The sequence below is a fragment of the Wohlfahrtiimonas populi genome (genome assembly GCF_002006795.1).
Classification (GTDB): domain Bacteria; phylum Pseudomonadota; class Gammaproteobacteria; order Cardiobacteriales; family Wohlfahrtiimonadaceae; genus Wohlfahrtiimonas; species Wohlfahrtiimonas populi.
Genome location: NZ_MVDN01000001.1, coordinates 518,969 through 542,548, shown reverse-complemented (window position 1 = coordinate 542,548; position 23,580 = coordinate 518,969). Strand labels below are relative to the sequence as shown.

The 23,580-nt window shown below is 37.7% G+C and carries 20 protein-coding genes and 1 pseudogene; 12 read left to right on the top strand and 9 right to left on the bottom strand.

Translation table 11 applies throughout. From position 1 onward, the window contains the following. The first annotated feature begins 6 nt into the window (after window positions 1–6). From coaBC to BZK16_RS02720, 3 genes are all read left to right on the top strand, one after another. Window positions 7–1,209, top strand: coding sequence for a bifunctional phosphopantothenoylcysteine decarboxylase/phosphopantothenate--cysteine ligase CoaBC (gene coaBC, locus BZK16_RS02730; RefSeq protein ID WP_077927344.1), 1,203 nt, complete (start codon window positions 7–9; stop codon window positions 1,207–1,209). A gap of 210 nt (window positions 1,210–1,419) precedes the next feature. After that, window positions 1,420–2,724: a porin gene (locus tag BZK16_RS02725; RefSeq protein WP_077927343.1), complete on the top strand. Its 1,305-nt coding sequence runs from the start codon at window positions 1,420–1,422 to the stop codon at window positions 2,722–2,724. Between the two features lie 85 nt (window positions 2,725–2,809). Beyond that, entirely contained in the window at window positions 2,810–3,790 is a 981-nt protein-coding gene (locus BZK16_RS02720; RefSeq protein ID WP_077927342.1) for an NAD(P)H-dependent glycerol-3-phosphate dehydrogenase, read from the top strand. A 57-nt stretch (window positions 3,791–3,847) separates the two neighbouring features. On the opposite strand, the gene BZK16_RS02715 is transcribed toward BZK16_RS02720, so the two are convergent. The 8 genes from BZK16_RS02715 to BZK16_RS02680 all read right to left on the bottom strand — a co-directional run bounded on the left by BZK16_RS02715 (window position 3,848) and on the right by BZK16_RS02680 (window position 11,383). After that, window positions 3,848–4,027, bottom strand: a complete 180-nt coding sequence (locus BZK16_RS02715) for an alanine-zipper protein (protein ID WP_077927341.1) — start codon at window positions 4,025–4,027, stop codon at window positions 3,848–3,850. A gap of 127 nt (window positions 4,028–4,154) precedes the next feature. After that, a complete protein-coding gene (locus BZK16_RS02710; RefSeq protein ID WP_077927340.1) occupies window positions 4,155–4,814 on the bottom strand; it encodes an alpha/beta fold hydrolase in 660 nt (219 codons plus the stop codon). Between the two features lie 39 nt (window positions 4,815–4,853). Next, window positions 4,854–5,675, bottom strand: coding sequence for a MetQ/NlpA family ABC transporter substrate-binding protein (locus BZK16_RS02705; protein WP_077927339.1), 822 nt, complete (start codon window positions 5,673–5,675; stop codon window positions 4,854–4,856). Window positions 5,676–5,698: 23 nt separating this feature from the next. Further along, on the bottom strand, window positions 5,699–6,709 hold the full coding sequence (locus BZK16_RS02700; RefSeq protein ID WP_077927338.1) for an isopenicillin N synthase family dioxygenase: 1,011 nt from the start codon (window positions 6,707–6,709) through the stop codon (window positions 5,699–5,701). A 195-nt stretch (window positions 6,710–6,904) separates the two neighbouring features. After that, a complete protein-coding gene (locus BZK16_RS02695; RefSeq protein WP_077927337.1) occupies window positions 6,905–8,725 on the bottom strand; it encodes an ABC transporter ATP-binding protein in 1,821 nt (606 codons plus the stop codon). A gap of 164 nt (window positions 8,726–8,889) precedes the next feature. Next, window positions 8,890–9,285 carry an effector binding domain-containing protein gene (locus tag BZK16_RS02690; protein WP_077927336.1) on the bottom strand — a complete coding sequence of 132 codons (396 nt, stop codon included), beginning with the start codon at window positions 9,283–9,285 and terminating at the stop codon, window positions 8,890–8,892. Window positions 9,286–9,293: 8 nt separating this feature from the next. After that, window positions 9,294–10,805, bottom strand: coding sequence for a threonine ammonia-lyase, biosynthetic (ilvA, locus tag BZK16_RS02685; RefSeq protein ID WP_077927335.1), 1,512 nt, complete (start codon window positions 10,803–10,805; stop codon window positions 9,294–9,296). Window positions 10,806–10,864: 59 nt separating this feature from the next. Continuing rightward, window positions 10,865–11,383: an adenylyltransferase/cytidyltransferase family protein gene (locus BZK16_RS02680; protein ID WP_077927334.1), complete on the bottom strand. Its 519-nt coding sequence runs from the start codon at window positions 11,381–11,383 to the stop codon at window positions 10,865–10,867. A gap of 65 nt (window positions 11,384–11,448) precedes the next feature. On the opposite strand from BZK16_RS02680, the gene cls reads away from it, so the two are divergent. Then, the gene (gene cls / locus BZK16_RS02675; protein WP_077927333.1) at window positions 11,449–12,930 is read left to right on the top strand and encodes a cardiolipin synthase; all 1,482 of its coding nucleotides are present in this window, start codon (window positions 11,449–11,451) and stop codon (window positions 12,928–12,930) included. Here the strand turns inward: cls and cynR are convergent. Next, complete coding sequence (gene cynR, locus BZK16_RS02670) at window positions 12,927–13,817, bottom strand: transcriptional regulator CynR (RefSeq protein ID WP_077927332.1); 891 nt, start codon at window positions 13,815–13,817, stop codon at window positions 12,927–12,929. The genes cls and cynR overlap by 4 nt on opposite strands. Window positions 13,818–14,145: 328 nt before the next feature. Between cynR and BZK16_RS02665 the strand changes: the two genes are divergently transcribed. The 8 genes and pseudogenes from BZK16_RS02665 (at window position 14,146) to BZK16_RS02630 (ending at window position 23,527) form a co-directional block, all read left to right on the top strand. Next, window positions 14,146–15,354: a citrate transporter gene (locus BZK16_RS02665; RefSeq protein ID WP_096777490.1), complete on the top strand. Its 1,209-nt coding sequence runs from the start codon at window positions 14,146–14,148 to the stop codon at window positions 15,352–15,354. A gap of 17 nt (window positions 15,355–15,371) precedes the next feature. Then, a complete protein-coding gene (locus BZK16_RS02660; protein ID WP_077927331.1) occupies window positions 15,372–16,607 on the top strand; it encodes an amidohydrolase family protein in 1,236 nt (411 codons plus the stop codon). A 143-nt stretch (window positions 16,608–16,750) separates the two neighbouring features. Then, window positions 16,751–17,376: pseudogene (gene ycaC, locus BZK16_RS02655) on the top strand (isochorismate family cysteine hydrolase YcaC). Window positions 17,377–17,784: 408 nt separating this feature from the next. Continuing rightward, window positions 17,785–20,028, top strand: a complete 2,244-nt coding sequence (locus tag BZK16_RS02650; protein WP_077927330.1) for a ribonucleoside-diphosphate reductase subunit alpha — start codon at window positions 17,785–17,787, stop codon at window positions 20,026–20,028. Window positions 20,029–20,037: 9 nt separating this feature from the next. Continuing rightward, window positions 20,038–21,144 (top strand): ribonucleotide-diphosphate reductase subunit beta, encoded by a 1,107-nt coding sequence (locus BZK16_RS02645; RefSeq protein ID WP_077927329.1) that lies wholly within the window; start codon window positions 20,038–20,040, stop codon window positions 21,142–21,144. Between the two features lie 72 nt (window positions 21,145–21,216). After that, window positions 21,217–21,444 (top strand): hypothetical protein, encoded by a 228-nt coding sequence (locus BZK16_RS02640; RefSeq protein ID WP_077927328.1) that lies wholly within the window; start codon window positions 21,217–21,219, stop codon window positions 21,442–21,444. A 1-nt stretch (window position 21,445) separates the two neighbouring features. Next, window positions 21,446–22,273 (top strand): TIR domain-containing protein, encoded by an 828-nt coding sequence (locus BZK16_RS02635; RefSeq protein WP_077927327.1) that lies wholly within the window; start codon window positions 21,446–21,448, stop codon window positions 22,271–22,273. Window positions 22,274–22,357: 84 nt separating this feature from the next. Beyond that, window positions 22,358–23,527, top strand: a complete 1,170-nt coding sequence (locus tag BZK16_RS02630) for an acyl-CoA dehydrogenase family protein (protein ID WP_077927326.1) — start codon at window positions 22,358–22,360, stop codon at window positions 23,525–23,527. Window positions 23,528–23,580: the final 53 nt, after the last annotated feature.

Below are 23,580 nucleotides of genomic sequence, written 5' to 3'. Positions count from 1 at the left end.
GATGCTATGAAAAAGATCGTGGTTGCCATCACAGGCAGTATTGCAGCATATAAATCTGCCCATTTGGTGCGTTTATTTAAAAAGTCAGGTTGCGATGTGCGCATTGTGATGACACAAAGTGCTAAAGAATTCATTACGCCGATGACAATGCAAGCGCTATCAGGCAATGCTGTGGTGGATAATATTTTAGATCCTGCACATGAAATGGGCATGGGGCACATCGAGTTGTCTCGCTGGGCAGATGCAATTGTGATCGCACCGTGTAGTGCAAATATGCTGGCAAAGTTAGCAAATGGTATTGCGGATGACTTGGTGAGTGCAATGTGTTTAGCTTCACCTAAAAAGATGCATATTGCCCCAAGTATGAATCGATTCATGTGGGATAATCCTATGGCGCAAGCCAATGTTCAAAAATTATTGGCAAGTAATTTGTATTTAATGATTGATCCTGGCAGTGGTGAGCAAGCTTGTGGTGAAGTCGGACAGGGTAGAATGGCTGAACCTGAAGCAATTCATGATCGTGTCTTAGCAGATTTAATGCCAAAACATTTACCTTTGTTAGGTAAAAAAATTGTGATTACAGGCGGACCAACAAGAGAAGCAATTGATCCTGTGCGTTATATTAGCAATCATTCCAGTGGAAAAATGGCTTGTAGCTTAGCGGATGCATTTGCAGAGCAAGGTGCTGATGTCACCTTAGTGCTTGGCCCATGTGAAGCAAAGCCGAAATTACCAATGAATATTGTATCAGTAGAAAGTGCGCAGAATATGTTGGATGCAGTTTTGGTGAATATTGATAATGCAACTGTATTTCTAGGTGCAGCAGCAGTTGCGGATTATCGAGTTGCCAATATTGCAGATGAAAAAATGAAAAAAACAGATGATCAGGATGGTTTAACATTATCATTTGTGAAAAATCCTGATGTATTAGCAACTGTTGCAGCATTACCAAAAAAGCCTTTTGTGGTTGGCTTTGCTGCAGAAACGCAGAATGTCATTGAATATGCCATAAAGAAACTCAATGCGAAAAAATTAGACCTAATTTGTGCCAATGATGTTTCTCAGGGCAAAGTTTTTGGTCAGGATGAGAATAGTATTGTCATTATTGATACAAATAATGAAAAAATTGAGCTGCCCCGTTCCACAAAACAGGATCAGGCTAAAAAAATTGTTAATTTAGTGATAAATAAATTAGGTCTTGAAAAATAATTGTATCAAAAAAACAACATTATAATTATTTGATATTTAGTGATATTTTACGTTTTTTATTTTTTGTTGGAATATTAATACAATAAAATGTATTAAAAATGAAAATAAAAGTTGCATTAAAGTCACAAATAGTATTAAATTAGCCACATGGATAAATATGAGCAGAAACTCATTATCTAATTTATTTTTAATCAATTTGGAGCTTACAAAATGAAAAAGAGCTTAGTTGTAGTAGCATTAGCGGGCGCAATGGCGTTCACAGCAGCATCAGCTGAAACAGTATTATACGGTTCTATCCGTTTAGGCGCTGAAGTTGCTAAAAACCACATCAACCAAGATGGTAAAGCAAAACGTGGTTTAGCGATGGAAGATTTCGGTTCACGTTTGGGCTTGAAAGGTTCTGAAGATTTAGGTAACGGCGCTAAAGTATTATTCCAATTGGAGTGGGGCTTTAACGGTATGAACGGTGGTTCATTCGGTTCAGGTTTTGAAAACCGTTTAGCATGGATCGGCGTTGCAGGTGATTGGGGTACAGTAGCTTTGGGTCGTCAAAACAACCCATTCACAGAATCATTGAACGCAGGCACAGAAGCTGATGAATTCAACGGTAACTTAGGTGCAACTTCTGCATTGCGTTATGCAACTGGTACAGTAATGATGTCAGCAGCTGGCAACAACCAAGGTAGCTTTGCTTCTATGCCAACTCGCGTAGGTAACTCAATTGCTTATGTTTCTCCATCATTCTCTGGCTTTAACTTTGTAGTTGCTGGTGTTGCTCAAGCGCCTACAGCAGCAGATTTACAATTAGCTGGTTACGATGCAGCTTATAACTCAAGCAAAGGTTTTGATATCTATACTGTTGGCTTGAACTATGAACACGAATCAGGTTTCTATGCTAAAGCAGCTTACTTAGGTGCAAACTTAACTAAAGATCACAAAACTTCAAATGTTTACGGTTTGAACGTTGGTTTCCAAAACGAACAATTCGGTGTTAACGTTGATTTTGGTGCTGGTAACCGTGGTAATAAAAATACTACTGATAATTGGGGTAACGTAACTTCTTCAACTGGTAAAGTAACTTCAACTGGTTGGGACTTAGGTGGTCACTTCTCATTTGGTCCTGATTACTTCAGCACAGTACGTGCAACAGTTGGTCAAGCTGATATCAAATATAAAAATGGTTCTTCAACAGTTAAAGATAAAATGACTGTATGGGCTGTTGGTTTTGAACAAAAATTGTCTACACGTACTAAAGTATGGGTAGAATACGGTAAAGAAAACCGTAAAACTGGTAAAACAGCTGGTTTCNCTGATATCAAATATAAAAATGGTTCTTCAACAGTTAAAGATAAAATGACTGTATGGGCTGTTGGTTTTGAACAAAAATTGTCTACACGTACTAAAGTATGGGTAGAATACGGTAAAGAAAACCGTAAAACTGGTAAAACAGCTGGTTTCAAAGGTGACAAATTCAACAATGATGCAGTATCAATTGGTATCCGTCACGATTTCTAATCTGACTTTTATCAGAGTATAAATTTGTGTAATATAGAGCCCGCATAGCGGGCTTTATTTTTACCTGAAATTTAAAGGGGGATAAATGATTGGAGTTTTAGGCAGTGGCTCATGGGGCAGTGCATTGGCTATTCACATTGCACGTGTAGAACATGTAATGTTGTGGGGGCATAATGAGGATAATATTAAAACCATTCAAGAAACTCGTTATAACCCAAGATATTTACCAAATGTGCAATATCCAGAAAATATCATTGCAACGAGTTCTTTGGAAAAATTAGTAGCGCAGTGTGATCAATTAGTGTTTGTTGTACCTTCTTTTGCCTTATTGGATATCTTGAAGCAGATTAAATCTTTTGGGAAAAAAGATTTAGCATTTATCAATGCAACGAAAGGCCTAGAGCATGATAGTAATCACTTTTTTTCAGAAATGATTGATGAGCTATTTGATTCACCTGTGCAGGCGGTATTATCTGGCCCAAGTTTTGCATCTGAAGTTGCTCGTCATTTACCAACAGCCATTACGATTGCCTCTAAAAATGAACGTGATGCGAAAAGCTTTTTGCCTCTATTTCATCATCATCACATGCGTGTTTATTTGAATTCTGATCCCATTGGCGTTCAGCTGGCGGGCACATATAAGAATGTGATTGCAATTGCGGCTGGTATTTCGGAGGGATTAGGTTTTGGTTTCAATGCAAGAGCTGCATTAATTACGCGTGGTTTAGCAGAAATGACTCGTTTAGGTGTTTCATTGGGTGCATCATTAGAAACATTCTTAGGTTTAGCTGGCGTTGGTGACTTAACCTTAACAGCAACGAGCACTGAATCCCGTAACTATCGCTTTGGTAAATTTATTGGTGAAGGTTTAACGAAAGAAGAAGCCTTTGAAAAAGTTTTTCAAGTGGTAGAGGGCGCTAACAATGTCATCAATATGAAAGCATTGGGTGAAAGACAAGGTATTGAATTGCCAATTGTGGCAGAAGTTTATAAAATTCTGACAGAGAATTTGGATCCCAAGATCGCGATGATCAATTTATTAGAGCGTTCCGCAAAAAGTGAATAAGAAAAAAGCCTCTTAAAAAGAGGCTTTTGAATATTTGGTGTTACTGCTAAAACTCAATTATTTGTAACGAGTTTTAGAGAAATAACGATCGAATTGTGCTTGTGTGTTTAAAGCAATGCTTTTCGCTTCGTTTGCAGTTACTAATGCTTCATCAGCAGTTTTTTGTGCATTTGTTGCGCAGCCTGTTGCTACTAAACCTAAAGCGATTAAACCAGTTACTTTTAATAAACCTTTCATTGTATAACTCCTTAGTAAGTTAGGTCACAAATTGACTTCTATATCATGCCCTTTTTTTAGACATAAATCAATTCTCAAGACAATTATAGTCCATTTATTGAGAAGTGGAAGATGCTGTGAAAAATATTTATTGAAGAAAATTTATAACATCAGCATAAATCATATCATTTTGAAATATATAGCTAGAATGATCGTGATTTTCTAATATCAATAAGTTAGATTTTTGAATGTTTTCGTGAATTTTTTCAAAAGTTCCTGCTTTATAGAGATCATTTTCTCCACCGATGATTAAAACTTTTGCTTGAATATTTTGGAGATCTTCAGCTTCAATATTGGGTTCATCCAGCATCATTTTATATAAAGGGTTAGGATCATTTTTGTATAAACGTTCTACGTAACGAGCACAGGCATCTGTAAAATCACTTGGTTTTAGATTTGGCCCTAATAATATTACTCGATGAGCTAACTTGGGATGTTGCATTGCCAATAACATTGTGACAATCGAGCCATCGCTGAAACCAATGATGTTCACCTTTTCAAAGTGCATTGCTGTGATTAAAGCATAGAGATCATCCATCATCGTTTGATAATGGAATTGATCTGTCATTTCGCTCTGCCCATGATTGCGGCTATCAATGGCATAACAAGTAAAATGATTAGCAAGTTTAGCAATGAGAGGATCAAATGTACGATGATCCTCACCATTGCCATGTAGAAAGATTAAAGGCTCGCCTTTACCTTGCTGTGTATAGAAAAGCTGAATACCATTCACTTTGATATATGCCATTGAATACTCCTAGAAACTTTGAAATATCACTTATGATAATCAATTTTCCCAAGCAGGTGGCAGATTATAAAAAGAAGGGAAAGTTTGCTTTACATAATCTTTATAACCTTGGCTATTTACAATTTCGATGATCGCTTTTGCCCAATCTTCATCTTTATTATTTTCAGCAATGACTATCCAGTTCACAAATAATTTTCCTGGTTCTGTTTGGAGAATATCGCTGTCTGGAATGTTAGCATCTTGTGCAAAGTTACCATTAATGATGGCATATTCAACATCGGCACGAGCACGGACAACTTGTGGTGCGTCAATGGCGAGAATTTCCACTTGCTGTGGATTGGCGATGATATCTTTTTCACCCACAATGATAGGATCAGCGTTAGGATCTAATTGAATCCAGCCTAAGGATTCCAAGATTCTTAAGCCACGAGCAAAATTCGTCACATTGGATGGAATGGCAATTTTACTACCAACTTTTACATCATCTAAAGATTGTGCTTTCGCTTTGTAAATTGCTAAAGGTGCGGTTGGCACTTGCACTAGTGGATATAAAGTGGTTTTAGCTTGAGCATTATATTCATCCAAATAAGGTTTATGTTGGAATAGATTTAAGTCAGCAGAACCATCCACAACGCTTTGGTTAGGCAGAATACCATTGGTGCTTTCTTTCAGGTCATATTGATAACCACGTTTTTTTAATTCAGGGCCAATGTAGTTGCGAATCATGTCTGCAAAATCTCCAGGGGAAGAGATAATACGAATCGTTTTTTGTGGTGTTGTGCTGTTGGCTTGAGTAGCAGAATCATCTGAACAAGCGGTGATAAAAAATAGTGAGGAAAGTAATAATAAGATTTTTTTCATGGGATTGATCTCGAGTAATTTTGTTATGCCAATTGTGGCAAATCTGAATAGTGTGCAACGGCAACATCAGGATGTGAGCGTAAACGACCTTTTAAGAAATTCTTGCCAATTTCTGTAAATAAAGGATTTTTAGGATCTTTAGTAATGGCAAAATTCTTTGGTTGTAAATGTGCGGGCAATTCTAAAAGTGGCACAGTTGCATTCAATTGGGATGTTAAGAAGAAGGCAAGTGAATAGCGGTCAATACCAACAGCTGGTGTTATGACACGATGTTGTGTGGCTTTGAGATAACCTTGAGATGCAATTTCCAATAATTCACCAATATTCACAATAAATGTGCCTTTAATTGGTGTTGCTGGCACCCATTCATCATTTTTTAATACTTCTAATCCAGAATGTTCATCTTGCAGTAAGAGTGTGAGATAACCACCATCTTTGTGTGCGCCAACACCTTGTTCCGCTTGTTCTGTGCCTGGGTAATGAATAGCTTTGCAAAGTACAGAAGGGCTTGTTGAATAAGTATGTGCAAAAGCATCTGGCGATTGTCCTAGAGATTCAGCAAATGCTGTTAACAATACTTTTGCGAGGGCAACTTTTTGGCGCTGTAATTCCAATAAAGTAGGTTTTAAATCTGGAATGGATTCAGGCCATTGATTTGGCCCTTGAATGCGTAACCAAGGTTGATCTTTTGGGATTTGATCTAATGGGATTGCCTTATATTCAGGCATGTAATCCAATTGTTCGCGTGAATCAGGTTTTTCACGTGTGATTTCATCTTTAAGCTTGGTGTAACCACGAAAATGTGGTGATTTCACCATTTGGATTTCTAGTTTTTTTTCAATAGGCAAAGCAAAGAACTGCTTAGATAGATCTAAAGCCTGATCCAATAATGATTGCTCAATGCCATGATTTTTAAGGTAGAAAAAACCAATGTTGTGCGTAACATCACCCAATTCTTGAATGAATTCAGCTTTTGCTGTGCCACCTTCGCGGAATTTAGCAAAATCCAAAATGGGTAAATTCTGTTGAGTCATGAGATCTCCTTGATATATCAAATAAATATTGCCTTTGATATTGCGCTTGCCTCTGTGATTTAGAGGTTTCTAAACATGGAGATCCCTTGGTTTGACCATAAGGATGGACGCTTTAGCTGTTTTATGCCCGCAAGCTGTTTTTCAAATCGGCATGTGAATATTTTTAATTCAATTAAACATATATGTCAAGTATATTTATTTTTGCTGTAGTTTCCAAAGGGAAGAATATAATCCACCTTGTGCTACCAAATCAGTGTGAGAGCCAGTTTCTACAACTTTTCCATGATTGATCACAACTAAGCGATCCATTTTAGAAATAGTAGATAAACGGTGGGCAATTGCGATTACAGTTTTACCTTCCATCAATGTTTCTAAATGCTCTTGAATCACGGCTTCAGATTCTGAATCTAGGGCAGAAGTTGCTTCATCCAAAATTAAAATCGGTGCATTCTTGAGTAGAACACGTGCAATGGCGATTCTTTGGCGTTGCCCGCCAGAAAGCTTCACGCCATTTTCACCCACAACGGCATCCAAACCTTTATTGCCATATTGATCCACTAAATCATAAACAAATTCATGGGCTTTGGTCTGTTTTAACACTTGGGCGATCATGTCATCGGTTGCCGTTGGATTACCATACAGAATATTGTCGCGAATAGAGCAGTGCAACAACGCGGTATCTTGCGCTACAACGCCAATATTGCCACGTAAACTCTCTTGCGTAACGTTTTGGATATTCTGCCCATCAATCGAAATAGAGCCTGATTGTGTATCAAATAAACGGAGTAATAGATTAATCAATGTTGTTTTACCAGCACCAGAAGGACCAACCAAGGCAATCTTTTCACCTGAAGCAATGTTTAAATTTAGATCTTGGTAGATCGGCTTGTCAGGATGATAGGCAAAATTGATATTGGTAAATGCAATTTGCCCTGTTGGCACAGATAATTTGTCAGCATTGTCATCATCCATAATTTCACGATCAGCAGTCATGATTTTGATACCATCTTGCACGCTACCGACATCTTCAAAAATCCCGCTCACAACTTTCATCACCCAAGTGGACATTGTGTTTAAACGAATCACTAAACTCAATGCGAAAGCAATCGCACCTGTAGAAATCAGAGCATCCTGCCAAAGTAGCAATGAAACAATTACCGTTGCGGCGATTAATAAGCTATTCAAGATCATCAATGAGAAATCTAATGTCGTAATCAAGCGCGTCGAATAGAGTGCAGCATTGGTTTGATTAGCCATCAATTGATTAGTTTTTTCTTGTTCTCTTGCTGAATGAGAGAAGAGTTTTAACGTCAAAATATTGCTATAAGTATCCACAATGTGGCCCATTAAACGAGAACGAGCTTTCGCTGATTTATGAGAGCGTTCGCGAGTTTTGGGTAAGAAACATTTGAGCAGTAGAATATAAACAATGATCCAAAGTACAATCGGCACAGCAAGCCAAAAGTTCAATTCAACAAATAGCACAACAGTGGTGAGTGCTGAAATGATCACGCGCCACATAGAATCAATTGTCATTAACACAGAATTTCGAACAGATTGCCCAGTGCTCATCACTCGGCTTGCAATCCCACCAGAGAAATTGCTATGGAAAAAGTTAAGGCTCTGTTTGATTAAGTAATTGTGTTGCTGCCAGCGAATCAATGATGTGAAGTTGGTGGTGATCACTTGATTCATCATGATGTTATGAATCAATGAAACGATGGGGCGAATGAGCACAATAACAGCCAACATCCATAAAAATGTAGATTTGTGTTGTGCAAATAATTCTGAAGGGGATTGAACAGATTGAATGATATCAACAATATCACCAATGTATTTGAATAAGATAATATCCAATAGCGCAGCAAAGAAACCCACGATGAATAGGATCACAAATGGACCTTTTACTTGCTTGAGATAAAACCAATAGAAGGCAAAGAGCGTTTTGGGTGGGGCGATATCTGGGGAATGTTTGAAAGGGTTGATGATTCTTTCGAATAGATTGAGTTTTTTCATGTTTGATTATTGTGTGCCAATTAAGATATAGATATATCTTATTCTAATTGGGAACGATTATCAATTATAGAATGATCTGATGAATGATTTCATCGTCTTTCAAAGTTTGCGAAATATTGATTGAAAAGCCTTCTCGCTGTAAGCGAGAAGGCCATAATTTAAATCTAGGATTTTAAACTAATGAAAATAGAAACTTTGCCATCCGAACGATACTCTTCATAATCTGCATCATATTGACGATCTAGTTCACCATTTTTTTCCATTTGCCAGATATTTTGCCAAACTTCCACAATACTGCTGGGTTGATTCAATGCAATGGGAAACTCACGATAGTTATGACCTAAAGTGATTGTATTATCTTGCAATTGCTCAGTCGTAATTGAAATGGATAAATCATAATCACCTTGATAATTACTGTCATAATTGTGATAAACACCGTAAATGCTGCCATGATGATCAGTAAGTGTTTTGAGTGCTTTTGCCCAAAGATCCGTAACTTTTTTGATGATTTTAGGATCGCTAAAGTTGTTCGTGCGAAGTGATAGTATTGGCTGAAGCATAGGATTCCTTATAGAAATAGCTCATAAGCTGGATTATCAGTTTCTTCAATATAATCGTAGCCAAGTTGAGATAGGAACTCTTGGAAGAATGCTTCACTTTCTGGTGGAACATTGATGCCAACTAATGCGCGACCATAATCTGAGCCGTGATTACGATAATGGAATAACGTGATATTCAGCTGAATATTCAATGTGGTTAAGAATTTGAATAGTGCATTTGGTTGCTGTGGGAAAATGATGCGAAGTAAGCGTTCATGCTTAATGGTGCGAGGCTTTTTACCACCAACCATATGGCGAATATGCAATTTAGCCAGTTCATTATCGCTCAGATCAGTCACAGCCAATTTGTGCGATTCTAGTGCTTTAATCACTTCTTCTTTTTCAGTTTTACCATGTTGTAAATGAATACCTACATAAACAATCGCTTGGCGATCTGTTGAATAACGATAGTTAAACTCTGTGATATGGCGCTGACCAATCACATTCACGAAGTTTAAGAAGCTACCAGGTTCTTCTTGAATCGTTACTGCTAACAAAGCTTCTTTGCCTTCACCCAATTCTGTGCGCTCTGCAACATATTGTAGGCGGTCAAAGTTGATGTTTGCGCCACTTAAAACATTGCCAATATTTTTAAATTTGCATTCAGGGTTTTCTGCCAAGTATTTTTTAATGCCTGCAACACCCAAAGCGCCTGATGGTTCTGTGATTGCGCGTGTATCTTCAAAGATATCTTTCATCGCAGCACAGATTTCATCTGTTGTGACACAAATAATATCATCCACTAATGTTTTAGCAATTTCAAAAGGATTTTCACCAATTTGTTTAACTGCTGTGCCATCCGCAAATGTGCCCACTTGTTTTAATTTGATGCGCTCATTTTTAAGTAATGCTTCTTTCATTGAAGCTGATTCAACAGGTTCTACACCAATCACTTTGCAATGTGGTGCAATGAATTTAATGTAAGATGCAACACCTGCAATTAAACCACCGCCGCCAACTGGCACGAAAATAGCATCTAAGTCAGGTTGTTGCTCAATCATCTCTTTGCCGATTGTGCCTTGGCCTGCGATTACGCTCCAATCATTGAAAGGATGAATGAATGTTTTGCCACTTTCATTAGCTAAACGTAATGCATATTCGCTGGCATCATCAAAGTTGTCTCCGTAAAGTACAACGTTTGCACCACGCGCTTGGCATGCTTGAACTTTTAAAGCAGGTGCTGTAATTGGCATCACGATTGTTGTATCAATACCGAGAGCTTGACCACTTAACGCAACGCCTTGTGCATGATTGCCCGCAGAGACACAAATCACACCTTTACGACGAGCTTCTGTATTCAACTGATAAATACAGTTATAAGCGCCACGAATTTTGAAAGAGAAAACAGGCTGAGTATCTTCACGCTTAATCCAAATGTTGGTATTCAGATTTTTAGATAAACGTGGCATGAAATCAAGAGAAGTACGCTCAGCGACATCATAGACGCGAGCAGTTAAAATATTGCGGATCAAATTATCCATGAGAAACCTTTGTTGGTAGTCGAGTAAATTTCTAATGAATATACGAAGATAGCATTACTTTATTCAAAAAAATAGGGGTAAACAGAATCTAGCAGATATGCTTTATGTTGTTCAGGATCATTGCGAAGTTTTGTGGCAGATATATTAATTTTTGCACGATCAGGATCAAACAATTCCACAGGCAAATCAAAATATTCACCATACAATGGCGCATCTTGTGGCTCGCTACTGAATACAACATCAGGTTGAATATTGAGTTCTGCTAATGTTAATTTCACACGATTAGACCATTCAAGCCAACCATTAGGATAAGTTGGAGTACCATCTTCATTAAAATCTATTGGGTGAAGGTTTGGATATTGTTGTGCTAAAGGTTTAAACCATGACATTCTTTCAGCCCTTGTTGGCATTTTGATCATTTGGCTTTGCTCAAAAAGCTTTTGATCACGTTCTGTATCACTACAAACAAAAACGTAGAGCTCATTGACAGTTTGCAATGCTTTTTCCATCATAAGAATATGCCCAGGATGCAATGGAAAAAATTTACCAAAAATTAAGCCTGTTTGATACTTTTTCATAGTTTTCTGTTACCGTCCGCTATACTAAGAGAAATAGTATAACAATTGAATAAAAAGGAAGATAAATGCACGGAGTGTTTCTTGATATTATCACAGACTGGGGCACCTTTATGGGGATGTTTGCGATCCTCTATTTCTTAGCTATATTGAGCGTGACTGTGATCATTATTAATAACGAAGAAGGGGCGACTAAAACCCTTGGCTATTTAACATTGATTTGGTTTGTTCCTTTGTTTGGTGTGATTCTTTATTTCTCATTGGGCGTGAATTATCGCAATAATCAGATGTACTCTAAAAAGCTCGAGATGAATAAATGCCTTGAGGAAGAAGCAGATGATTATATTAAAAAGATATCAGCCGAAGCTTTAAGTCATGATAGCCAAGCTGTGAGCCAATTCAAAACCATTGCAAAATTGGTTGGTCATGATTTTGCAGATCAGATCAGCGTTGGTAATAAAATTGATGTATTGATTGATGGTGAAAATGCTTTCCCTGTGATCATCGAAGCATTGAAAAATGCGAAAGAAACGATTCACTTAGAGTATTACATTATTCGTAATGACAACATTGGTAATCAAATCAAAGATATCTTGATTGCTAAAGCGAAAGAAGGCGTGAAAGTTCGCCTCATTTATGATGATTTTGGTAGTAAAGCGATTCGTGGCACCTATTCTGATGAGCTCCGTGCAGCAGGTGTTGAGGTTTATCCTTTCCGCAAGATCATTTTAGTCGCATTTGCAAATCGATTAAATTATCGTAATCACCGTAAAATTATTGTTGTGGATGGCAAAATTGGCTTTGTAGGCGGCATTAATATTGGTGATGACTATATTAACTTACCAACTTCTAAAGTTTATCACCGCGATATGCACATGCGAGTGGAAGGCCCAATTGTCTATTCATTGCAGTATATTTTCTTGGGCGATTGGCAGTTCTGTGCCAATGAAAAACTCACAGTGGATAATACTTTATTTCCAAATCATGTACGCCAAGATGATGGAAAAATCGCACAGATTTCTGCAAGTGGGCCGGATTCTAAATACCCAATGATCATGTATACAATCTTGCGTGCAATCATGTTAGCAAAAGAAGAAATTTTGATTACAACGCCATACTTTGTGCCATCAGAAGCGGTGATTGAAGCGATTAAAAATGCAGCTTTAAGTGGTGTGAAAGTTAAATTATTAGTGCCTTATGAAACGAACTCTTTAGTCACTCAATTAGCTTCAAGCTCTTATTATTCTGCATTTATGGCTGCCGGCGTTGAGATTTATCGCTATAAGAAAGGCTTTATTCATGCCAAAACCTCTGTATTTGATGGGCAATTCAGCATCATTGGCACAGCGAATATGGATAACAGAAGTTTTAACTTAAACTTTGAAGTGAATGGCATGATTTATGACGAAGAGTTAGGCCAGCAAATGCGTGATGAATTTGCAAAAGACTTAACTCACTCAGTGCGTTTAGATCCTATTGAGTGGGAAAAACGAGGCTCTGTGAAACGCTTTGTTGAAAAACTAGCACGTTTAACTTCATCATTGCTTTAAGTTAATTTTGCATGCTGAACAGTATTGTGGGCAATCTCTATCACGGCTTTCATAGCGACAGATTGCCACGCATCTTTTCGGCGCATTAAGATAGCTGTTCGTTCAAATTGCTCGCCAGGCAAGGGAATTGCAATGAGGTCCTGCTTATGGCGAGTGATATTTTCAGGAATGATCGTCACCAATGATGTCTGGCGAATGATCTCTAAAATTGCACTGATGGAATCCACTTCAGTGTGCGCTTGTAGATGAATGCCAATGTGGCGGAAATGATCATCAATTTGCACGCGCGTTGCGAAATTTTGATTGAGCAAAACCAATGGGTAATCATGCAGTTCATCAATGGTAATGGATGAGTGATCCGCTAAAGGATGATGATTAGAAACTACAAGCGCCAATCGCTCTGTTAATAATGGCTCTGCAATAATATTAGGTGAATGGCTTTCATCAAACGCAATGCCCACATCAATTTCATCATGCAATAGCATATGTTCGATTTTATCTTGTGTTGCGCTCTGAATTTGCAAATGAATGTTTGGGTATAACTCGTATAACTGCTTAGATAAAGGCCCAATAAAATAGGTGATAAATGTTGGCGTTACGGCTAAACGAATATTGCCTCGGCTTAAATCTGCAATGTCATGAATGGCACGTTTGCCTTCATTCAAGGCTTGAAAGGCTTTACGGATATATTCCAAATAGACTTCGCCAGTATCTGTTAAGCGAATCTGCCTACCGCTTCTGTCAAACAGTTGTGTACCTAAATCTTCTTCTAAGGATTTTATATGCTGTGATAATGCAGGCTGAGAGACATGTAAAATCTCTGCTGCACGCGTAAAACTCAATGATTCAGCCACTGCTAAAAAGTATCTCACATATCGTAAATGCATAGTTTTAACCTATAAGTATTTTGAATAGATCTTATCATAAATAAGACTTTTACCTTATGAAGTATAGGGGCTAATATTCAATTAAGAATAAGGGAGCGAGCAATCATCCTCTCTATGTTTGGGTGCTGAGTTGCTCGAAGTGGTTGTTTAGGTTTTGTAATAATAAGGTGACGATATGAGTCTAAGTATAGATCGAAAAACCGTAGGCATATTTGCCGTTCTTCTGGTGTGTTATGTGTTGGCTTTCCTTGTGAAAGGTAATACTGAAACCACTTATTATCAATTAGTCAGCGTATTACCATTGATCGTTATTTTGGTGCTGTTATTCATGCAAGTGGATATGTTAGTTGCAGCATTAGCAGGCGGTGTGATGGCGATGATCATTGGTGGTATTGGCATAGCAGGCGCCAATAAAATCATGATGGATACTGTACCAAAAATGTTATCCAACACTGTGCCAATCATCAACTCTGCTGTGGCAACAGCTGTATTTAGAGCAGGTGGTTATACTGCGGCATTAACATTGGTTCGTCGCGGTATTGGTGGTCGTTTAGAGTTTGTTGCAGCATTCATTGTAATTCTACAAGCAGCCGCAACTTATATGTCCGGTATTGGTGGTGGTAGCGCAATGGTGATCGCGCCATTAGCATTCGCAGCGTTAGGTGCTAATCGTTATTTAATTGCGGGCATGTCAATTGCGACAGCGGCATCCTTCACTACTTCTCCTGCATCATTGGAATCCAGTGTTGTATCAGACTTATCAGGCACACCAATTGCTGAATATGTGGCGGCAATGCAACCTTATTGGTTAATGTTCTTGGTTTTATCCATTGTGATCGCATTTGTGGGCACATCGAAAACTAAGCAGCTATTTACAGCAGAAGCTGATGATGGTTTTGCGGATAAATCAAAAGCTGAGCTTTGGAAATTAACAGTACCTGCAATCTTCTTATTGTTCGCTGTAATTGCTGGCCCAAGCATGAACAAATTATTGATTGCATCAGGTTTAGTTGAAACAGCAGTATTTGGTCCATTAATGTACACAATTGTAACGATTGCATTGATTTACTTCTGTAGTAGCTTGAGTGCAAATGAATCCGTTGCAGCGATGGTGAGTGGCTCTGAATACATCTTGAAATGCTTATTCACAGTTGGATTATTCTTAACATTCATCTATGTGATCGAAGCAACAGGCGCATTCAAAACAATCGCTTCAGTGGTTGCCTTAGCACCATCATCTTTAGTTGTGCCAGTTGCAGTATTAGTTGGTTTCTTAATCGGTGTGCCCGCAGGTGCTTATGTCGGTTCAATCTTAACGTTAGTTTTACCGATCACAGTTGTCTTAGGTTTTACGCCAGTACAAATCGGTATGGTGGCAATCGGTGTTGGTTTTGGTAGCCAGTTAAGTTTAGTGAACATCACTATGCAGGCATTGTCAGCAGGTTTCAGAATCCCAATCATTCAAGTATCTCGTGGCAACTTGCCATTCGTATTGGGCGCAGTCGTATTATTGTTAGTAGTTTCAGCATTTGTATAGTCTGAGAGGAGAATATAATGAGTCATTCAGTAGATATGATCATCCGTAATGTAAAAATTGATGATGCTAAACCAGTTGTAGATGTTGCGATTAAAGATGGAAAAATTACCGCGATTGAATCTAATTCAGCTTTAACAGCAACCAATGAAATTCAAGGCAATGGCCATGTATTGATTCCAAGTTTTGTGGAAAGCCATTTGCACTTAGAAAAAGCATTTGTGATGGATCGTAAAGCTAATCGTTCAGGTACATTGCAAGAAGCAATCGCTGTAACAGCAGAGCTAAAACCAACATTTACACATGACGATATTATGGAGCGTTCTCGCCAAGTGATCCGTACATTGGTACAAAATGGTAGTACACATGTGCGTGCACATGCAGAGTTTGATCCAGGACAAGGCTTTACAGGCTTTGATGCCGTATTACAACTGCGTGATGAGTTTAAAGGTATCATTGATATCCAAGTGGTGGCATTTCCACAAGAAGGCATTTTTAAATATCCTGGTACTGAAGCTATGATGGTGGAAGCGATGGAAAAAGGTGCGGATGTTGTGGGCGGTATCCCATACAACGATCGTGATGCAAAAGAGCATGTAGATTTTGTCTTTGATTTGGCGAAAAAATACAACAAAGATATCGATCTGCACCAAGATTTCTCTGATAACGCAACAAATATTTCGATTGATTATGTGGCACAAAAAACCATTGAAATGGGTTGGCAGGGAAGAGTAAACGTTGGTCATTTAACAAGCTTGGGTGCATTAGAACCTGCTCGTCGTGACGAAATCATTGCTTTGATTAAGGAAGCAGATATCAGTGTGATGTGTTTACCTGCAACAGATCTTCACTTAGGTGCACGTAAGGATGAATACAATGTTCGCCGTACATTAACGCCTGTTCGTGCATTGCGTGATGCTGGTGTGAATGTTTGCTTAGCAACGAATAATATTCGTAATGCCTTTACACCATATGGTACAGGTAACTTGTTACATATCTCAATGCTTGCGGTTCCAGCTGCACATTTAGGCGGTGCGGATGATCAAGTCACAGTATTACCAATGTTAACGACAAATCCTGCAAAGGCGTTAGGTTTGAAAGATTACGGCTTGGCAATAGGTAAAAATGCAGATTTAGTATTATTGAATACAGATAAAATTTCTTCAGTAATTTTGGACATGCCAGCACCATTGAAAGTGATTAAAGGTGGAAAGATTGTCGCAGAAACAGAAGTGACGCAGAAACTAGCATTTTAATGTTTCATTGTTAGAAAAGCCCTGAAAGGGGCTTTTTTATTGTTCTAAATTTGGAATGGCTAATTGAATTTTTGCTTGTTTATCTAATGTTAGAAAGCCATTAATATATTCTCCATCAACTCAATTAATTCAGGATAATAGCAATGAAAAAAGATTACGTTCGTTTAAATAAAGATGATGCAGTTGTTCTATTAGTAGATCATCAAGCAGGTTTATTATCATTGGTTCGTGATATTGACCCTGATAAATTTAAGAATAATGTATTGGCTTTAGCAGAATCTGCAAAGTATTTTAATTTACCAACAATATCTGCACCATAAGTTTTGAAGAGGGTCTAAATGGTCCATTGATGCCAGAATTGGTTGAAATGTTCCCTGATGCACCATACATTGCGCGCCCTGGTCAAATCAATGCTTGGGATAACGAAGATTTTGTGAATGCGATCAAGGCAACAGACCGTAAGCAGTTAATCATTGCAGGCGTTGTGACAGAAGTTTGTGTAGCTTTCCCTGCATTATCCGCTTTAGCAGAGGATTTTGATGTATTTGTTGTGACAGATGCTTCAGGCACATTCAATCAAATCACTCGTGATGCAGCTTGGGATCGAATGTCTAGCCAAGGCGCACAATTGATGTCATGGTTTGGTGTTGCGTGTGAATTACACAGAGATTGGCGCAATGATGTGGAAGGTTTAGGTGCATTGTTCACAAAATACATTTCTGACTATCAAAACTTGATGACAAGCTATGTAAAGCAAACATCTAAATAAATTTTATTTTGAATAAAATAGGTCAATATCCCCACTTTTTGTGGGGATATTTTTTCTATTGATGAGAATTTTTGGTCTGAAAAATATCATCGGTTGATTGATGATCGTATTCATTATAGAGTAGTGACATCTCTGTTAGAGCATCAAATTTAAAAGTTTTGGTTTAGCATATAAGTTAATAGAATTATCATAGCGTTGCATATAAAAATCAGCATTATCAAGATGTTATATTAATCAAGAACAGATTTCACACAATCATTTTCTAAGATAAGTGCTATAATTGTTTTTCTCTAGAGTAATCGAGAGAAACATTGAAAAATGTTCTACGCGTGAAAATTGATATTTGTATTTTTGATTTTCTCGCTTTTTTATTTTTAAATTTCAGTAAAACTTGGGTGAGGGATAGTAATGATTCGGTACATTGTAAAAAGCAGTGGCGAAAGAGAGGATTTTGACGCTGATAAATTGAATAAATGGGCCGAGTTTGCTGCTCACTATGAAGTTGATTGGAGTACGATCGTATTAGAAGCTTATCGTAAATGTTACGATGGCTGTACAACTTTGGAACTGCATAAAGCGATGATTGATGCGTGCGTAGAGCGCGAAGATCATAATCACTTAAAGATGGCAGGCCGTTTCTTAATCGGTTCTATCTATAAAGAAGCTTTCGGTGGTTTCCGTAAAATTCCTTCATTGACTGTATTCTATAGCCACATGATGCGTTTAGGTCATTGGGAAAGAATGGATTACTCTGAAGAAGAGTTAGTGGATTTAGATCGCATCATTGATCATAGCATTGATATTAACTATAACTACACAACTTTGCGTCAAATGAAAGATAAGTATTTGATTCAAAATCGTGTGACTGGTCACTGCTTAGAATCTCCACAGTTCATGTTCATGGGAATGGCGATGCAGAATATGCAAGGTCAGCCGAAAGAACGTCGTATGGACGATATCAAAAAACTATATCGTTACTTAAACGAATTAAAGATCAACACGCCAACGCCAATGTTGATCAACATGCGTACGCCACATAAAGGCTATGCATCTTGTTGTGTTTATACAACAGCAGATAATGTAGATAGCTTATCAACGGGCGATCACATTGCTTATATGATGACATGTGCATCAGCGGGTATCGGCGCGCACTTATTGACGCGTTCAAAAGGTGATCCTGTTAAACAAGGCCGCGTGATTCACCAAGGTAAATTGCCTTATTACCGCATGATTCAAAGTGCTGTACATGCAAACATGCAATCCAGCCGTGGTGGTAGTGCAACAGTCTATTACAACGTGTTAGATCCAGAAATCTTTGATTTGTTGGTATTGAAAAATCCAACAACAGTAACGCAAAAGCGTATTCGTGACATTGATTATGCGTTGTTATCTAACCGTTTATTCGTAGAAAAAGTTGCAAAAAATGAAGATTGGATGTTGATCAGCTATCAAGTTGCACCTGATTTATATGATGCTTTCTATGCAAATGATTATGATCTATTCAAGCGTTTGTATGATGGTTATTTTGCTAAAGATTGCAAAAAGCAGATCGTAAAAGCACGTGATATCGCAGTGAAAGCATTGACAGAATCTGCTGAAACTGGCCGTATCTATATGACATACATTGATGAAATGAATCGTCATACACCATTCAAAGATACAATTTATTCAAGCAATTTATGCTTAGAAATTGCATTACCAACGAAGCCATTCCGTGATATTCAGGATTTATATTCTGAAAATCCTGAAGGTGAAATCGGCTTATGTAGCTTGGCATCAATCGTTGTTGGTCGTGTTGAGGCAGATGAGTATGAAGATGTTGCGTATTACACAGCATTGATGATTGATAACGTAATCGAGTTGATGGAATATCCATTCCCATCATTGAAAACAACTGCGCAAGCGCGTCGTTCAATTGGTGTTGGCATCACAAACCTTGCGCACGAAATGGCAAGAAAAAAATTAAGCTATGCATCTCATGAAGGTAAAAACTACATTCATCAGATCGCAGAGCGCCACAGCTATTGGTTGCACCGTGCATCACTTCGCTTAGCGAAAGAGAAAGGCAACGCATCTTGGATCAATAAAACTAAATATCCTGAAGGTTGGTTGCCTGTAGATTCTTACTGTAAAGCAGTGGATGAAGTGCACAACCAAGCATTGTTATTCGATTGGGAAGCATTACGTACAGAAATCAAAGCACAAGGTGGTATTCGTCACAGCGTGTTAGAAGCAATGATGCCAGTTGAATCATCTAGCCAATTAACAAACACAACGAATGGTGTTTACCCAATTCGTAATCTTCGCGTGATGAAAACATCGAGCAATAATAAGAACTTATTGTTAGCACCAGACTTAGAAGAATTGGGTCCATTCTATGACATAGCATGGAACTTAGATTCTAAGGATTTGATTGATATGTATGCGATCATTCAGAAGTTCACAGGCCAAGCAATCTCTGCTGACTTGTACTTGAATCTAAAAGACGAAGCGAATATTTCAACGAGTAAGTTGCTTAAAGATTACATCTATATGATGAAAATGGGCTGTAAAACTCGTTATTACTTGAATAGCGCATCAGGCATTATCCACGAATCATTTGTCGAAACAGTGGAAGACAAAGGTTGCGCTGGCGGTGCTTGTACTCTATAGGAGATTATGATGGAAAAAAATGAAATGACTTCAATCTTTAACCAAGATAATACGGCGTGGCAAACAGGTCGTTATCCGTTGGTTTTAGGTGAGCCATTGGGTTTGTATGACAGTGTGAACGTACCTTATCCAAAACTATTTGATTTGTATAAGCTACAAAAATCAATGGATTGGACTGAAGATGAAGTGAATCTTGAGCAATCTCGTATGGATTTGATCAACTGTTCTAAAAATAACTATGACATCATGGTTAAAACATTGGCATTCCAATGGGAATTAGACTCTGTTGCATCACGCTCTATCGCACCATTGTTTGCACCATTTGTGACAAACAGCGAATTGTGGGTAATGTTATCTAAGCAGTCAGAAATTGAAAACTTACATGCTTTGACATACTCAGAAATCATTCGTCAGTGTTTATCTGATCCTAAAGAAGTATTTGAAGCAGTGATGAAGAATGATGAAGTATTGAATCGTTCAACAACTGTAATCGAAGCATTCGATAAATTATCTGAATTTGGCGCTTTGTACAAATTAGGCAAAATTGATAAAAATGACTTGGAATTAAAACAAGTTGTATTAAGAAGTTTTGTTGCTTTGTACTGCTTGGAAAAAGTTGAGTTCATGAGCTCATTTGCATGTACTTTCGCATTGGCAGAGCAAAATATCTTCCAAGGTATTGCAAAATTGGTTCAAAAAATTGCACAAGATGAGCAAGTTCACGTAATGATGGATGAAGCAATCTTGGAAATCTTGCTAGCAGATGAAGAGTGGATTGAAGTGTTCAATACAATCCGTGATGATGCTGCAAACATCATTAAGGAAGTGATCGAGCAAGAGTTCTCTTGGAACAAATACTTGTTCAGCGAAAACCGCTCAATTGTTGGTTTAAACGAAACTTTATTGAATGAGTGGGTTTTATATAACGCACAAGATTTGTATCGTTTCTTAGGCATTGATAATCCATATCCTGTGATCAAAAACAAACCATTGGTTTGGATGGATAACTGGTTGGATTTGAACAAAACGCAAAATGCTAACCAAGAATCTGATAACACGAACTACCGCTTGAACAGCGTACTCGATGATTCAGAAGATGAAATCTTTGATATTTAATTAAAGAATAAATAGATCAAAAAAGGGCTAACTGTTATTAGCCCTTTTTTATTGGAAAACGAGGCAATAATTATGAATATAGATAAATTAATTGAAGCTTTAAATAACGAGCCTGATGATGTGATTGAGCTATTAGAACAAATCACAGATGCCAATATTCAAGAGCTGAAAGATCGTAATTGCACACAGGAATTAGCAAATCTTAAAGCAATGGCACAAGACGTGTTAACAATGCTCCAAACGACTGCTTCAGGTGGGCATTTGGTTGATGTGGAAAGAATTAAGAAGTTAGGAGAATGATATGTTTTATCATGTTTTAGTTGAAATAGATGATTCTAGTAAAAAAAATAAAATTTCATATTTATATGAAGCGGATAATCAGTCTTTAGATGATATTAAAGAAGATGTTTTATTACCTTATAGTAAGGAAAAACAGATTTATATTGATGGTAGATATATTGATTATAAAAAAATACGTAAATTAAAAGTTTTTAAATCTATGGATTCTGTAGATACTCTTGTGAATCGTGCATACAATGGCTTACCATCAGGTGTTTTTGCTATTTATAATCGTGATGATGTAATGAATAGTGATTATATGTTTGATATTACTAAAGAAAGTATAAAATCTTTAAAGTGTAGTTCGCTCAATATATCTAATAATACTGTTGAAGAGAATGAAGTGGTAGATAATCAGAAAGTATTTTTAGTTCATGGGCGTGACGATGGGGTCAAGAATGAAGTGGCAAGATTCATTCAAACTATGGGATTAGAGCCAGTTATTTTGCATGAACAAGCAAACAATGGAAATACACTAATAGAAAAAATAGAAGAGAATACAAATGTTGGTTTTGGCATAATTCTATATACACCATGTGATATTGGTGGATTATCTGAGGATAAATTATCCCCAAGAGCAAGGCAGAATGTTATTTTTGAACATGGCTATTTGATTGGAAAACTTGGGCGTAAAAAGGTTGCGGCTTTAGTGAAGCCAAATGTAGAACATCCTTCAGATATTTCGGGTATTGTCTATATTCCACATGATAATCACGATGGATGGAAAGTTTCCCTTGCACGAGAATTAAAGTCAGCAGGATACAACATCGATATGAACAAGATATTCTGATAGCATTGAAATTCTCCAATAATCAGGCAATATATGCTTCGGGAGTAAGTGGTTAATCCATTTATTAAAGGAGCATGATTCATCATGAATCACTATGATTGTTTATTGGAGAAAATCCAAGAAATCACGCCATTTCTCGCCCAAAATTCAGCTCAATGTGAGCAAAATCGCATGGTTTCACATGAAAACATTGAAGCACTACAATCCATCGAGCTTCACAAAGCATTCATTCCTAAAAAATATGGTGGTTATGAATTATCTCTGCCTGAATTTTCCAATTGTATTACAGAACTAGCTAAAGCTTGCGGAAGTACAGCTTGGGTTTATGGCTTATTTTCTGCCAATAACCATACGTTGACGTATTTCTCTGAACAGTTACAAGATGAAATCTGGAAAGACGGTACGAATACTTTCACAGCTTGCACTATTGCGCCAATGAACACAGTGGAAGAAGTGGATGGCGGAATCATCATCAATGGTGAAATGGGCTGGAGCAGTGGCATTGATTATGCCGATCGTGTGATCATCGGTTGCAATCGCATTAATTCAGCAGGGCAAAAGGTTTATTCATTGGCAGTTGTGCCAAAAGGTGATTACGAGATCATTGATGATTGGTATGCAATGGGCTTAAAAGGCACAGGCTCAAAAACAATTCGCATGACTAATGTATTCATTCCTGAATATCGCATTGAAGCAATTATGGGTTTGATGGGCGGGAAATCCTCAGGTGCATGTTTATATCCTGAAAGCATGATCTATTCAGCGCCATTTCGCCCATATTTCTCAAGCGTATTTGCCGCGGTTGGTTTGGGCGTTGCAGAAGCATCATTGACAGCATTTAAGGATAAAACGAGAAATCGTATTCGTGCTTATACTGGCGCACATGTTGGTTTATCTACACCAACATTAATGCGCTTGGCAGAATCAACACATCAAATCACAGCTGCACGGTTGTTATTAGAAACGAGCTTGCAAGAGATTAAAGAATTTAGTGCTCGCAAGGAATATCCAAACCGCACAACATGGATCAATTGGCGCACGAATCAAGCTTACGCATTGAAAATGTGCAAAGAAGCGGTAGAACGATTAATGGATTCAGCAGGTGCTTCTGCATTGTTGGAAAACTGCATTTTACAAAGATTACTTCGTGATATTACGATCATCACAGCACATGCTTATACAGATTACGATATTTGTGCACAGATTCTCGGACGAGAATTGATAGGCTTAGAACCTGATCCTGCCATTTATTAGCTGCATCTTCACACAATCTACATATTAATCACATCTTGGCTTTCTATAATCTT

Coding starts and splice junctions, on each gene's coding strand:
- BZK16_RS02710 (WP_077927340.1), bottom strand. CDS start 4,814: ATGGCATATATCAAAGTGAATGGTATTCAGCTTTTCTATACACAGCAA.
- cynR (WP_077927332.1), bottom strand. CDS start 13,817: ATGCATTTACGATATGTGAGATACTTTTTAGCAGTGGCTGAATCATTG.
- BZK16_RS02720 (WP_077927342.1), top strand. CDS start 2,810: ATGATTGGAGTTTTAGGCAGTGGCTCATGGGGCAGTGCATTGGCTATT.
- BZK16_RS02660 (WP_077927331.1), top strand. CDS start 15,372: ATGAGTCATTCAGTAGATATGATCATCCGTAATGTAAAAATTGATGAT.
- cls (WP_077927333.1), top strand. CDS start 11,449: ATGCACGGAGTGTTTCTTGATATTATCACAGACTGGGGCACCTTTATG.
- BZK16_RS02665 (WP_096777490.1), top strand. CDS start 14,146: ATGCAAGTGGATATGTTAGTTGCAGCATTAGCAGGCGGTGTGATGGCG.
- BZK16_RS02695 (WP_077927337.1), bottom strand. CDS start 8,725: ATGAAAAAACTCAATCTATTCGAAAGAATCATCAACCCTTTCAAACAT.
- BZK16_RS02700 (WP_077927338.1), bottom strand. CDS start 6,709: ATGACTCAACAGAATTTACCCATTTTGGATTTTGCTAAATTCCGCGAA.
- BZK16_RS02715 (WP_077927341.1), bottom strand. CDS start 4,027: ATGAAAGGTTTATTAAAAGTAACTGGTTTAATCGCTTTAGGTTTAGTA.
- BZK16_RS02640 (WP_077927328.1), top strand. CDS start 21,217: ATGAATATAGATAAATTAATTGAAGCTTTAAATAACGAGCCTGATGAT.
- BZK16_RS02680 (WP_077927334.1), bottom strand. CDS start 11,383: ATGAAAAAGTATCAAACAGGCTTAATTTTTGGTAAATTTTTTCCATTG.
- ilvA (WP_077927335.1), bottom strand. CDS start 10,805: ATGGATAATTTGATCCGCAATATTTTAACTGCTCGCGTCTATGATGTC.
- BZK16_RS02650 (WP_077927330.1), top strand. CDS start 17,785: ATGATTCGGTACATTGTAAAAAGCAGTGGCGAAAGAGAGGATTTTGAC.
- BZK16_RS02635 (WP_077927327.1), top strand. CDS start 21,446: ATGTTTTATCATGTTTTAGTTGAAATAGATGATTCTAGTAAAAAAAAT.
- BZK16_RS02705 (WP_077927339.1), bottom strand. CDS start 5,675: ATGAAAAAAATCTTATTATTACTTTCCTCACTATTTTTTATCACCGCT.
- BZK16_RS02690 (WP_077927336.1), bottom strand. CDS start 9,285: ATGCTTCAGCCAATACTATCACTTCGCACGAACAACTTTAGCGATCCT.
- BZK16_RS02645 (WP_077927329.1), top strand. CDS start 20,038: ATGGAAAAAAATGAAATGACTTCAATCTTTAACCAAGATAATACGGCG.
- coaBC (WP_077927344.1), top strand. CDS start 7: ATGAAAAAGATCGTGGTTGCCATCACAGGCAGTATTGCAGCATATAAA.
- BZK16_RS02630 (WP_077927326.1), top strand. CDS start 22,358: ATGAATCACTATGATTGTTTATTGGAGAAAATCCAAGAAATCACGCCA.